This is a genomic window from Bacteroides sp. AM44-19 (genome assembly GCF_003603395.1).
Classification (GTDB): Bacteria; Bacteroidota; Bacteroidia; order Bacteroidales; family Bacteroidaceae; genus Bacteroides; species Bacteroides uniformis.
Genome location: NZ_QTNB01000017.1, coordinates 35,881 through 49,545 on the forward strand (window position 1 = coordinate 35,881; position 13,665 = coordinate 49,545).

At 48.8% G+C, this 13,665-nt stretch carries 12 protein-coding genes; 6 read left to right on the top strand and 6 right to left on the bottom strand.

Annotated features, from left to right (window positions below; genetic code table 11):
* Positions 1–22: 22 nt before the first annotated feature.
* Positions 23–1,102, bottom strand: coding sequence for a Kelch repeat-containing protein (locus tag DW947_RS18165; RefSeq protein ID WP_005825248.1), 1,080 nt, complete (start codon positions 1,100–1,102; stop codon positions 23–25).
* Between the two features lie 242 nt (positions 1,103–1,344).
* On the opposite strand from DW947_RS18165, the gene DW947_RS18170 reads away from it, so the two are divergent.
* Positions 1,345–2,661, top strand: a complete 1,317-nt coding sequence (locus DW947_RS18170; RefSeq protein WP_119958593.1) for a DUF4270 family protein — start codon at positions 1,345–1,347, stop codon at positions 2,659–2,661.
* Positions 2,658–3,869 (top strand): hypothetical protein, encoded by a 1,212-nt coding sequence (locus DW947_RS18175; RefSeq protein WP_117887849.1) that lies wholly within the window; start codon positions 2,658–2,660, stop codon positions 3,867–3,869. Before DW947_RS18170 ends, DW947_RS18175 begins: the two co-directional genes overlap by 4 nt.
* A 153-nt stretch (positions 3,870–4,022) precedes the next feature.
* On the opposite strand, the gene DW947_RS18180 is transcribed toward DW947_RS18175, so the two are convergent.
* The 3 genes from DW947_RS18180 to DW947_RS18190 form a co-directional block, all read right to left on the bottom strand.
* Entirely contained in the window at positions 4,023–4,769 is a 747-nt protein-coding gene (locus DW947_RS18180; RefSeq protein WP_057089632.1) for a LytR/AlgR family response regulator transcription factor, read from the bottom strand.
* A 225-nt stretch (positions 4,770–4,994) separates the two neighbouring features.
* Entirely contained in the window at positions 4,995–5,387 is a 393-nt protein-coding gene (locus DW947_RS18185; protein WP_005833977.1) for a PH domain-containing protein, read from the bottom strand.
* Between the two features lie 33 nt (positions 5,388–5,420).
* Positions 5,421–5,795, bottom strand: a complete 375-nt coding sequence (locus DW947_RS18190) for a helix-turn-helix transcriptional regulator (protein WP_005833976.1) — start codon at positions 5,793–5,795, stop codon at positions 5,421–5,423.
* Between the two features lie 220 nt (positions 5,796–6,015).
* Here DW947_RS18190 and DW947_RS18195 point away from each other — a divergent pair, with 220 nt between their 5' ends.
* Both DW947_RS18195 and nadB read left to right on the top strand, forming a co-directional pair.
* Positions 6,016–7,935, top strand: a complete 1,920-nt coding sequence (locus DW947_RS18195) for a tetratricopeptide repeat protein (RefSeq protein ID WP_005825236.1) — start codon at positions 6,016–6,018, stop codon at positions 7,933–7,935.
* 76 nt (positions 7,936–8,011) lie between these two features.
* Entirely contained in the window at positions 8,012–9,583 is a 1,572-nt protein-coding gene (gene nadB / locus DW947_RS18200) for an L-aspartate oxidase (RefSeq protein ID WP_016272212.1), read from the top strand.
* Positions 9,584–9,714: 131 nt separating this feature from the next.
* Here nadB and rbr read toward each other — a convergent pair whose 3' ends face one another.
* Complete coding sequence (rbr, locus tag DW947_RS18205; RefSeq protein WP_005825226.1) at positions 9,715–10,293, bottom strand: rubrerythrin; 579 nt, start codon at positions 10,291–10,293, stop codon at positions 9,715–9,717.
* A 321-nt stretch (positions 10,294–10,614) separates the two neighbouring features.
* On the opposite strand from rbr, the gene DW947_RS18210 reads away from it, so the two are divergent.
* The gene (locus DW947_RS18210) at positions 10,615–12,297 is read left to right on the top strand and encodes a SulP family inorganic anion transporter (protein ID WP_005825218.1); all 1,683 of its coding nucleotides are present in this window, start codon (positions 10,615–10,617) and stop codon (positions 12,295–12,297) included.
* Positions 12,298–12,304: 7 nt separating this feature from the next.
* Positions 12,305–13,144: a DNA/RNA non-specific endonuclease gene (locus DW947_RS18215; RefSeq protein WP_008662282.1), complete on the top strand. Its 840-nt coding sequence runs from the start codon at positions 12,305–12,307 to the stop codon at positions 13,142–13,144.
* Positions 13,145–13,149: 5 nt separating this feature from the next.
* On the opposite strand, the gene DW947_RS18220 is transcribed toward DW947_RS18215, so the two are convergent.
* Positions 13,150–13,659, bottom strand: a complete 510-nt coding sequence (locus DW947_RS18220; RefSeq protein WP_009037517.1) for a flavin reductase family protein — start codon at positions 13,657–13,659, stop codon at positions 13,150–13,152.
* Positions 13,660–13,665 lie beyond the last annotated feature (6 nt).

Genomic DNA, 13,665 nt, shown 5'->3' on the forward strand with positions numbered 1-13,665 from the left:
TTCCGTTCAGTTATGAGGCGAATCAGACTTCCTCTTCCTCATCGGGTAGAAGTTCGTACACATCATCAAAGTAGCTGGTACCACTTGTTCCCGTCAGCACAAAACCACGTTCGCCGGTAGAGAAACCAACGGCAGCCCTGCGCGAAGAAGCACCGGAAGGATAATTATGTACATCTGTAATGGGGGTAAAGTCGTCATCGGAATCGCCGTACCATAAGTCCTTGTCAGGGTCGTACAGCCAGTAGTCGCTGCTCAAGGAAGTGCTGTTACGTATTCCCGTAGCCACAAATCCCCTTCCACCGATGACGAAGGATACGGCTTCGGACCGTGTGATGGCGTAGTCATCGTCATAGTCATTGTCGGAGTCCGTATCGGCAATGTCACGCAACTGGGTCCAGTTGCTTCCGTCGAACTTCCAGAAATCCACCAGATCGGTACTGTTGTTTCGCCCGCAACAGATGTAGGCCACCTCATCGATGACGAATGCCGTACCGAAGTAGCGCTTCTCGCCTCCATACCCGCTCACCGCTTCCCATTGCGAACCTTCGGCGCCATTGGGGTTGAAACGGTAGAAGTCCATCTTGTAGGCACTCTCGCTGCCGGTAGCGTCGCTGTTGCAGCCCGTACCGACATAGCCATATCCGCCTATACTGAAAGCCAGGGCACCGTCGCGTACTCCGCCTTTGAAGTCGTCTTTCCGTGTCCAGGTATCCGTGGCAGGGTCATACTCCCAGGTATCTGCTACACAGTAGGACGAGGAGCCGTCCTTCACGGAACCGGTCGTAATGTATCCCTTGCCATTCACGGCAAAGCCCACGGCAGCCTTGCGCCCGGCAACGGGCATGTCGGCACACTGCGTCCAGCTGTTCCGGCTCATGTCATACTCCCAAAGGTCGTTCAGGTAATCCTTGTTCGCTCCGTAGAAGCCGCCACACAAATATCCATAATTGCCGATGGTGAAGCCGGAGGCATAAGCGCGGTACACACCGTTATAGCTGGCTTTCTTCATCCACTGCCCCTGAGTGTATTCATCCTCGTCCGTACAACTGCCGGCAATGCACACGATGGCCAGCAACATTATTCCTACCAATAGTCTGTTCATTGTTTATTGTTTTTTTAATGATTAAGCTTTATACTTCCCACTTTCCAAAACAAGAAGCTGCGGGAGGTCCTTTTTGTCTGTCCGCAAAAGTAAACCACCGCAACCACACCGACAAAAATAACCGACGAACAGTCCGAAATTCCCGTTAAACGCCTTTACCGATAAAAACCGTCCGAACGCCGATTTTTGTAGGAAGATATAAAAGTTTTGCCTTTCCTTTGCCGCCAACTAAAAGAACAGAAATGAAGAAGTCATTGTACAGCTTATTCGCAGTCCTCGCTATCTTCTGCGCCTGCCAGGACGAGAACTCGCAGCTTGGAAAGAGCCTCGTGGAAAGCTCCTTCTATAATGTATACGCAGACACCTGCTCGGTAGACATCAGCACCATCCTGCTGGACTCCATAGAGACCCGGGGCGACAGCATCTGCCAGCTGGGACATTACCGGAGCAGCTCTTGGGGAGATGTATCCGCCACCTACTATGCCGAATACTCCACGTCCCACTTCACCCCCAACACAGACTACACCTATACCCTCGACTCCCTCGTACTACGGATGATACCTTCGGGCCATTTCTGGGGAGATACCTTGACGCAACAGCGCATCTCCATCTACCGGCTGAAAAACCCTATCGTGCTGGACAACGACGAGGACCTTTACAACAGCACCGTACTCCCGACGGAAGATGCCCCACTCTTCAGCTTTACCTTCACCCCCTGCCCGGGGCGGAAGAAGGAAGTAAGCGTCCGCCTGCCCGACTCATGGGGACAGCAACTGCTGAATGACCTCGTGGCGCAGGACGACAACTTCGATACCCAAGACAAGTTCAAGAAGAAATTCCCCGGACTGGTCTTTGTTCCCGAAAACGACGGGCAGTGTATCACCGGATTCATGGTGAATGATTCTGCCATGAGCATCAACCTCCACTACCAGGAAGTCTCCAACCAGCGGACCGGACAAGTGCTGACTTTCAGCGTAAACACCGACTATGCCTATACCGGTATCCGGCACGACCCCACCGGCACCCACCTTGCTTCCCTGAAAAGCGGAATAGAGAACCTCGTCCACTCCAGCGACATGGGTTGCCTGGCCTATATGCAGGGATTGACGGGTTACTACAACCAACTGGAATTCCCCTACCTCAACAGCCTCGGAAGTGCCGGACAGATAGTCTCCATAGAGAGCGCCACACTCTACCTCTATCCTCTGGCCCGGAGCTACAACGAAGTGAGCCAGCTTCCCAATGACATCCGCCTTTATATCACGGACGAGAACAATGTGCTGGAGGACTACGTATACGGCAGTGACGGCGTAACCGTACAGACCGGCGACCTGACCATCGACGAGATGTACGGGAAAGAGACCTACTACTCCTTCGACCTCACCGAATTCATCCGCAACAACTACGGCACTTCGGGCATCAAGCGGCAGAAACTGCTGATGAGTCTGACAGACGAAGAAAGCACCACCACCTTCAACCAGGTCATCTTCACCAACGACCCCGAACAAGAAAACCAATGCAGATTAGACGTAAGATTCAAAATATACAACGAGCAATGAAACGCCATTACCGGATTCCCCTTCTGCTGTGCAGTCTGTGTACGGCAAGCCTCACTGCCGTGGCACAAAACACCACCAACCTGCCCACCTCCATGTACGGAGTGGGCGAACTGAGTGCCGGTGACGGCGGACGTTATGCCGGCATGGGCAACACGGGCATCGCCCTGAACCGTACCGGATTTCTGAACACGCTGAACCCCGCAGCCATCACCCGCATGGACACCGCCTGCTTCACGTTCGATGTGGGTGCATCTGCCTCATATGCCCGCTACTCCTTTCTGAGCGAACACAGCTCCAACTTCACCGGCAACCCCAACCGCATCAGCATGGGCTTCCGTGTCCTGCCGCGCTGGTATGCCCTTGTAGGTGCAGCACCATACAGCAGTGTGGGCTATGTCATCCAGACCGAAGAAGAGATAGAGGGAATGCCCGGCAACTACACCTACTCGCTCTTTGAGGGTACGGGCGGACTATACCGGTGCTACGTCACCAATGCCTTTGCACTGAGCAGGCAACTGTCGGTCGGCATCAATCTGGGGATGATAGCGGGCACAGTGACGCAAAGCGAAACGCAGGAAAGCGCCGTCGTAAAGTACGAATCTTCTAAACAGGCCTTTTATGCGGACTTCGGCATACATTACGAATGGGGTGCGACCGGACAACGGAAGTGGGCGGCAGGGCTGGTATTTGCTCCCTCCCTTCCCATCAGCCACGACAATACACTGACTTACAGCAACTCATCTACCAGCGAGAACCTCGATAAAGGATACCACAGCCGTACACAATATCTGCCCATGCACCTCGGCACCGGCCTCAGCATAACCACCGAACGCTGGGTGCTGACCGCCGACTACAACTACCTGGACTGGAGCCGCAACTCCTCCTCCTACACTTCCATGAAATACGAGAACCAGCACAAAGTGAACCTGGGAGGCAGCTACATTACCAAGCCACGTCTGGCACGTTCCACCGAGCTGATGGGTGGAATAGGTTTCGGCAACTCCTATATCAACCTGAAAGGCGGGAAGATGCAGTATCTGGAAGCCAGTGTAGGGGCGAGCTTCCCCATCCGGTACTCCTATCTTTCGCTGGGCGCCACCTGGCGGAAACAACTGAACACACGCAGCAATCTGATGCAGGAAAGCCGATTCAGCCTGAATCTGAACTTGACGTTCGGGGAAAGGATTTCGAGAGCAAAACTAAAGTAATACAAGGTTCCGGTTCACCACAGATTACACGGATTTTACACCGAATGATTATCATTTGTTGGATCTATATATGCAACGCGTTGCATATATAGATGCAGCACGCTGGAACTATAGATCCAACAAACAAAGTATATAGTATCTGAAAACAGGGTATTACAACACTGCCAGCCTGGACACATACCCTTTCACCCTTTCGCGGTAAGCATCGCCAATGGGGACATCCTTCTGCTCTATGAGCAGTGTACTGCGCCCGATGGCGCTGATGCAGTCCATGCGGACAATAAAAGAACGGTGTACGCGGATAAATTCATCGGCCGGAAGTTTTTCTTCCATATACTTCATGCTACACAAGCTCAAGATAGGCTTAGGGGCATCTTTACAGAAAATCTTCACATAATCGCCCATACCTTCTATATAGTTTATCCGTTCCAGGTCGAGCCGCATGATGCGGTTGTCACACCGCATGTAAATCACCTTCGGAACCTCTTCCGGACCTTGCCTTTGCTTGGGGGCGGACGTACCTGCATCCTGCAAAGAGAACCAGCGTGCCGCTTTGCTGACAGACTGGAAAAACGTGGAGAAATTGAGCCCGTCCATCAGATAGTCCAACGCATCCAGACGGAAACATTCGGCAGCATAGCGGTCGGTGTCTGTAATGAAAATGACACGAGTAGACGAGGACAAGAGCCTGCAAAAATCCATTCCGTTGATTTCACCTTCTTCCACCGGATAGATGCCGACAAAATAAACTTCCACTTTTGTCTCATAATAATCCTTCAGCGCTTCAAGAGGATTGCCGTACTTTCCGTGCAAAGAGAGAAAAGGAACTTTGCCGATATACTCTTCCAATCTTCCGGTAATCTCCGGGTCCGCATGCAAAATGGCACAATTCAAGTTCATATCCGTTTCTTTTTTACATAATGGACGCTGCCACATCCAAAAAACTGCAAACAGAAGAGCTAAAATTAAGCTTTATTTATGATTCAAAGATTACCTGCATCTACGGAAAGACAGATAAAGGGAAAGTTCATACAAACAACTCCGGAAAGCTACACAGGAGACATTACCATGGAAGCGATAACGACAGATTAAAACGGAATTGCATACGTGGGCACACCATATTGCTCACCCTCTCCGTTCCTCCAGTAACCGGATAAACTCCTCCTCCTTGACGGGAAGAAGCACTGCACACTTGCCCTCGCCATATTTCACGAGCACATAGCGCATCACCGCAAACCGCCCTACCTGCATGGAAGAAGCACGCTCCACAGAAGTGATGTCTTTCATCAGAATTTCCTTACTCCGGGAGAAACGGCCGAAGGACAGCACCAACTTCCCGTCGGGCGTTACGGTATAGGTGGTATGAATCAGCTTCTCGATAATAACCACCAGCCAAAGCATGAAAATAGCAGCCAGGAACGGAGACTTGTACCAAAGCATATAGACGGCGAGAATACCTATCAGGATGAGAAACAGATACTGCCCCATAGCAATGCGCGCATGAAAGATTCGATTCATTTTATCTGATTTTTGCCGCTAAGGTACGTATTTTTATGATAACAACTTCTTCATTAGTATCTCCATTTCTCGAACTTCCGTCACATTCAGCTTGCGGCAGACCGAAGCACATAACAATTCTACCCGTTCCGGCGAAAAATAAATCAGTTCTGCAATCTCCTTTACAGACTGTCCAAGAGCTACCAGCATACATATCAGTTCTTCATCCTTATCCACCTCCGGAATAGACTGATAAAGTTTCTCTAAAAAAGAAGGATAATGAAAAATAAAGATTTCACGGAATACAGCCTCACGAGTTCCGGACAACAAAGCCTCCGAAGCATTGGGAGAATCTTCCGAAATCATTTCGCGCAAAGCTCTGGCAATCTCCTGCATATTAAAAGGTGTCACTGTTTTCTTTGTTTTCATTGTATCTTATTTCACCATTATACATATTTACAATCGTTTTGATACAAATTTGCAAAATATGCACAACCTAACCATAAGAATACGATATACAATCTGATATACAATTTCATATTATATTTATTATCAAATAATTAACAAGAAACAAAAAACAAGTCCATTGTTGTAAATTTTAAATTAAGAAATTATATCTTTGCCTTACAAAACAAACAGTCCACAAAATATGAATGCCAAAAAACTTTCATTTTTACTTCTGATTCTCGTAGCTGTAGCCTGCACCAACCGCTCCACCTCTTCGGAACAAGACGAAATGAGGCATTGGAACAATGTCCTTCAACAAATCAATGCCTTACTACTCGAAAACAAAGCGCGACAAACGTTGGATCTTGCCAAACAGACCTTGCCCGAAATCCTGGAATCGGCAGAAAAAAACGGAACTACAGATACCCTGATTTACTATGCCCGCAAGATATTTAATGCCTGCGGGAACAATTACATAAACACCAAACAATACAAAGACGGCATCGACTATATGGACAGCATTGGGAACCATCCCCTCATCCGCGAACATTGCCCGCACGAACTGCTGAGCTTCAAGGCCGGACTGAACCAACTGTATGGCAATAACCCGGAAGCTGTCCGACTGGCAGAAGACTACCTCCAGTTACCGGTCTGTACCAGTGCCAATGACTTTATCCGGCAGGCAGAAATCATAAGCGGTGTCTACATGTACTCCGGAAACAATCTACCCAAAGCTATCCAAATTTTGGAAAAAGCAATAGATGTCTACCGGAAAGGTGGAAACTTCCCGAACATGCTGCGGATAATGTCACGGTTGGGCATCTATTACCACCTCAGTGGCGAATACGAGAAAGCTATAGCCACTAACCAAGAAGCCATAGCCACTTACAACGACAGCATAGCACCTGGAAATGTAGTGATTGCCTACGGAGAACAAGCTAATCTCTACGCCGAACTGGGTATGTACGACCAGGCCCTGGAAATGAACAAAAAAGCCCAATACTACTCCATGCTGAAAGACAGCTTCGGACTGGGAGACTTGTACCGCTACCGTGCCCAGATCTTTCGTAACATGAATCAAAAGGACTCTGTATTCCACTACCTCAGGCTGGGAGAAAAGTTGTCAATGATACAAAACAGCTTTAAGGGCGTATTCGTAAACAAAGTAGAAACGGTAAACAGTTATCTGGACTATCCCGACTCTTTGGAAAAAGCACTGCAACTTGCCCTTAGCATCTGTCCCGATACCGTGCGGATGCCCCAATGGGCCAAATACCAACTCAACCTCCACCTAGGCCGGGCCTTACTGCAAACCGGGAAGGAGCAAAACGGCATACACCTGATAGACCGGGCTGCACAAGACCTCATCAACATGAAGTTCATGGAAGGCCGCGATGCCAACGAGATATTAATGGATTACTATCTGGCCAAAGGCATGAACGACGATTTTGCTCGTTGCTACATCCGTAACCGACAGTTTGCCGATTCTCTGGACAATAACGAAAAGAAACGTGCTGTGGCAGCAGCCAACATCCGGTTTGATGCCAACCAAAAAGAGAAAGAAAACAAACTGCTCTCGGCACAAGTGCAATGGCAGCAACAGCAGTTGTTCTACAACATCTGCATCTCCATTACATTACTGTTGCTACTTATCACCACTACAGCCTATTTCATCATCCGAAGGAAGGCCAACCACCAGCTTATAGAAAACAACAAACGGGAAATACAGACCCTCATTACCCGGCAGCAAGACCTGAACCGCCGCAACGAACAACTGACGGAAGAAATAGAACGGGCCATGGCTACCAATAACCTCAACTCCATTCGCCAGCTCACCGTGCAAAGCCTGCTCAGCAGGGAAGATGAGAACACATTCCGCCGGTCGTTTGCCACCATACATCCTTCTTATCTGCCCAAGCTCCGCGAAAGTTATCCTCAACTGACCCGCAACGAAGAATTGCTGGCCATGCTCATCTGCATGAACCAAAGTACCGACGAAATAGCCCTTATCATGGGAATCAACCGGAATAGTGTAAACGTAGTCCGTTCGCGCATGCGCAAGAACATGGAATTGCCCAAAGAAAAATCCCTGGATGAAGTATTGAAACAATACCTTACATAACAAATAAAAATAAGCCCGCTTATTTTGCTCTACGTTTGGTTTACACTATCTTTGCGGCGTTTAATACACAAAACCTATGGTAAGAAAGTTCGATTTTCTCGTTATCGGCTCCGGACTTGCCGGTATGAGTTTTGCGCTGAAAGTAGCGCATAAAGGAACAGTAGCCCTCATTTGTAAGGCAGGTTTGGAAGAGGCAAACACTTATTTTGCACAAGGAGGTATCGCCTCTGTCACCAATCTGGCCGTAGACAATTTTGAAAAGCATATCGAAGATACCATGATTGCGGGTGACTGGATAAGCGACCGTGAAGCCGTAGAGAAGGTGGTGCGCAATGCCCCCGAACAAATCAAGGAGCTTATCAAATGGGGAGTGAACTTCGACAAAAAGGAGGACGGAGAGTTTGACCTGCACAAAGAAGGCGGCCACTCCGAATTCCGCATCCTCCACCATAAGGACAATACGGGTGCAGAGATACAGACCAGCCTCATTGAAGCTGTGAAGCAACACCCCAACATCACCGTACTGACCGACCATTACGCTGTGGAAATCATTACCCAGCATCACCAGGGAATCATCGTTACCCGCCACACCCCCGGCATCAAGTGCTACGGTGCCTATGTGCTGAACGAAGCGACGGGCGAGGTGGATACCTTCCTTTCCAAAGTCACCATCATGGCAACGGGCGGTTGCGAAGCCGTTTACCGCCATACCACCAACCCGCTGGTGGCCACGGGAGACGGCATTGCCATGGTCTACCGTGCCAAGGGAGCAGTGAAAGACATGGAATTCATCCAATTCCATCCCACAGCTCTTTTCCATCCGGGAGACCGCCCCTCGTTCCTCATCACCGAAGCCATGCGCGGTTATGGCGGCGTGCTGCGTACCAAAGACGGAAAAGAATTCATGCAGAAGTACGACCCGCGACTCTCGCTGGCCCCGCGTGACATCGTGGCGCGTGCCATCGACAACGAAATGAAACAGCGCGGTGAGGACCATGTGTATCTGGACGTCACCCACAAAGACCCCGAAGAAACCAAGAAGCACTTCCCTAACATATACAAGAAATGCCTCAGCATCGGTATAGACATTACAAAGGAATACATACCGGTAGCCCCCGCCGCCCATTATCTCTGCGGTGGCATCAAGGTGGATTTGGACGGACAGAGCAGCATCCGCCGCCTGTACGCCATCGGCGAATGTTCGTGCACCGGACTGCATGGCGGCAACCGTCTGGCAAGCAACTCACTGATTGAAGCCGTGGTTTATGCCGACGCGGCAGCCAAACACGCGCTGAGCGTACTGGAACGTTATGACTTCAACGAAGACATTCCCGAATGGAACGACGAAGGTACCATTTCCACCGAAGAACGTGTCCTCATCACACAAAGCATGAAGGAAGTGAACCAGATTATGGAGGCATACGTAGGTATTGTCCGCAGCAATACCCGGTTGACACGTGCCTGGAACCGACTGGACATACTTTACGAGGAGACAGAAGCACTCTTCAAGCGGAGCAAGGCTACCCGAGAGCTGTGCGAACTACGCAACATGATAAACGTAGGATACCTGATAACAAAGCAAGCCATGGAACGCAAGGAAAGCCGCGGACTGCACTACACGATAGACTATCCGCACGTCGGGAAGTAACTAAAGTAAAACTCGCGCCACTATACTGGCACGGAAAACGAACATGGTCATTTAAACAAAGCGCCCGGATGCTTTCTTCAGAGCATCCGGGCGTTTCCCGTTATCCATACCTGCACAAGCAGGAGACATTATCAATAGTTTGACTTCTTTACTTCGAAATAAGCCTGCGGATGCAAGCAAGCCGGGCATACCTGAGGAGCTTCCTTACCGGTGTAGATGAAACCACAGTTGCGGCACTGCCATACCACTTCGCCTTCCTTGGCAAATACGCTGGCAGTCTCTATATTCTGGATAAAAGCGCGATAACGTTCTTCGTGTCCCTTTTCGGCAATGGCGATGTTACGGTACATAAGAGCGATTTCGGGGAAACCTTCTTCGTCTGCAATATCAGCAAACTTAGGATAATCCAATGACCATTCTTCGTGTTCGCCGGCAGCAGCTTCCTGAAGATTTTCCAGGGTAGTGCCGATAACACCTGCAGGATAAGAAGCGGTGATTTCCACCATACCGCCTTCCAGCCACTTGAACATACGTTTAGCGTGTTCCTTTTCCTGGTCAGCCGTTTCTGTGAAAATAGCGGCGATTTGTTCGTAACCTTCTTTCTTGGCTACACTTGCAAAATAAGTGTAACGCATTCTTGCTTGTGATTCACCAGCGAATGAAGTCAGCAGATTCTTCTCAGTCTGAGTTCCTTTAACACTTTTAGCCATAGTCTCTTTTTTTATTAGTTAATATAATTACGTATAAATGTCGTTCGTACTGTTTATAAACAACACAAAATTACGAATTTAGTTTGGAATAATCACACCTCTGCCCCATCGGATTTATTTATCGTCTTATAGAAAGAATCTATCTTCACCGATAACCCGAAGAGGTATTTCAGACATAATTAATAGCACATATCTGATAAGGAAAACAAAATACATCACAGTTGTGTTCACTAATATCCATTATTTTATCTACTTTTGCAGGCAATTTGCAATATATACATTACATTCTGTATAAAAAAACGTATAAAAAAGTAGATTATAATGAAAGCGTTCGGATTCAGACCAAAGCTATACACGGCTTTAAAAAATTACTCTAAAGAACTGTTCATGGCAGACCTGATGGCAGGTATCATTGTAGGTATCGTTGCCCTCCCGCTTGCCATTGCATTCGGTATCGCCTCCGGCGTATCACCGGAGAAAGGTATCATTACGGCTATCATAGCCGGTTTCATCATCTCCCTGATGGGTGGGAGCAAGGTACAGATTGGAGGACCGACCGGTGCGTTCATCGTCATTATCTATGGCATCATCCAGCAATACGGTGAATCGGGGCTTATTGTCGCCACACTGATGGCAGGCGTACTGCTCATCCTGCTGGGAGTGTTCAAGCTGGGAGCTGTCATTAAGTTTATCCCCTATCCCATCATCGTAGGTTTTACAAGCGGTATTGCCGTCACCATCTTCACTACGCAGATTGCCGACATTTTCGGGCTGACGTTCGGAGGAGAGAAAGTTCCGGGAGACTTTGTAGGAAAATGGATGATTTATTTCCGACATTTCGATACCGTAAACTGGTGGAACACGATTGTAAGTATTGTCAGCATCTTCATCATTGCCATTACACCGCGGTTCTCGAAGAAGATTCCGGGGTCACTTATTGCCATCATCGTGGTGACAGTGGCAGTCTGGCTGATGAAAGTATATGGAGGCATTGATTGTATCGATACCATCGGCGACCGTTTCAGCATCCGTGCCGAACTGCCGGATGCCGTGATGCCTGCCCTGGATTGGGAAGCGATAAAGAACTTGTTCCCCGTAGCCATTACAATCGCTGTACTGGGTGCCATCGAATCTTTGCTGTCTGCCACCGTGGCCGATGGTGTGATAGGCGACAAACACGATTCCAACACGGAACTGATAGCACAAGGTGTTGCCAACATGGCTACCCCGCTGTTTGGCGGTATCCCTGCCACCGGAGCCATCGCGCGTACCATGGCAAACATCAACAACGGAGGAAAAACTCCCGTAGCAGGCATGGTGCATGCAGTGGTATTGCTGCTTATCCTACTGTTCCTCATGCCGCTGGCACAGTATATCCCAATGGCTTGCCTGGCGGGTGTACTGGTCATAGTATCCTATAACATGAGTGGTTGGCGTACGTTCAAGGCATTATTGAAGAATCCTAAATCGGATGTCACGGTACTGCTGATTACTTTCTTCCTGACCGTCATCTTCGACCTGACTATTGCCATTGAAGTAGGTCTGGTGATTGCCTGCGTGCTGTTTATGCGCCGCGTCATGGAGACTACCGAAATATCCGTCATCAAAGATGAAATAGACCCGAATGCAGAATCGGACATTGCAAGCAATGACGAGCACCTGATAATCCCCGAGGATGTGGAAGTATATGAAATAAACGGTCCTTACTTCTTCGGCATCGCCACCAAATTCGAAGAAATCATGGCGCGGCTGGGCGACCGCCCCAAAGTGCGCATCATCCGCATGCGTAAAGTTCCGTTCATCGATTCTACCGGTATCCACAACTTGACAAGCCTTTGTGAGATGTCCCAAAAGGAAAAAATAACCATTGTGCTCTCCGGTGTCAATGAAAAGGTACATAAGGTACTGGAAAAATCGGGCTTCTATGAGCTGTTGGGCGAAGAAAATATCTGTCCGAACATAAATGTGGCACTGGAAAGGGCCAAAATGATTATCCAACACTAATCCCGGCATGGCACGAAAAAAAAAGAAACAATCGCAAGGCGTCTATTATCTTATATTGTTTATATGTGCGGTCTGCCTTGCCTATGAACCCGTTGCAAAGATACTTTCGGATGCCAGGCAAAAGAGTTCTACGCCTGCCAAGATAGAACTCACGGCAGGCACACGCCTTGAAATACCGGCAAAGCTGAAGAACGTCTCCGAACAGATTCTCCAGCGGAAAGGCTACACAGTATCCTACAACAAAGATTTAAAGATACCCAACTGGGTAGCCTGGGAACTCACTCCCGAAAAACTGGTGGAGCGTGAAAGCCGTACAGACAAGTTCCTGCCCGACCCCGACCTGCCTGAGCACGAGGCAGTAACCACCGATGACTACAAAGGAGCCGGCATGGACCGCGGACATATGTGTCCGGCCGGTGACAACCGCTGGCACTGGAAAGCCATGCAAGAGAGCTTCTACATGACAAACATTTGCCCGCAGAACCACAATCTAAACCGTGGCGACTGGAAAGAACTGGAAGAGTCATGCCGCCGTTGGGCACAAGAAGAAGGCAAGATATACATTGTATGCGGTCCTATTCTCTATGACCAACGTCACCGCACCATTGGTAAGAAGCACAAAATTACAGTGCCCGAAGCATTCTTCAAGGTCGTTCTGTGTGCAGACAGCAATCCCCCCAAAGCCATCGGCTTCATTTATAAGAATGCATCAGGCAATCATCCGTTGGACAGCTACGTCAATACAGTGGACGAAGTGGAACGGATTACAGGTATCGACTTCTTCCCCGCCCTTCCGGATGAAATAGAAGAGAAGGTGGAAGCCGAATATGACTTGAAACTGTGGTAAAGGAGCTATTCCTTTACCCAGGCATCTACAATCTCGGCTACATAAACCCGGTGCAATCCACCGTGGTCACCGCCATACCAACGCTCGTAGACGGAATGGTCGAGAAAGAGTTCTTCTTTCATATCGGTAATGAAAAGCTTGCGGCACTCCAATCCCAGGCGGTCCTGCTCAAAGAGAATGTTTCCCCGCTCGGTAACGATAGGATTCAGACCAGTTTCCTTTACCTTATCCACTTCCCTACCCGATTTACTGCCACAAAGGTTGTAAATGCTCCGGTTTTCCTTTCCTAAAAAAGAAAGGGTGAAATATTCGTTCTCCTCCATAAACTCATACGTATAGCGCTCGGAACGAATAAAGACAAACACCACCGGCTTGTTCCAAAGCCAGCCAATACCTCCCCAACTGGCAGTCATGGTGTTGAAATGTTCTTTACTGCCTGCCGTAACCAGCATCCACTCTTTGCCTATCACTTCGAAGAAGTTCTCGCTTAAATCTTTAATTGCTATTGATTTCATAAGTAT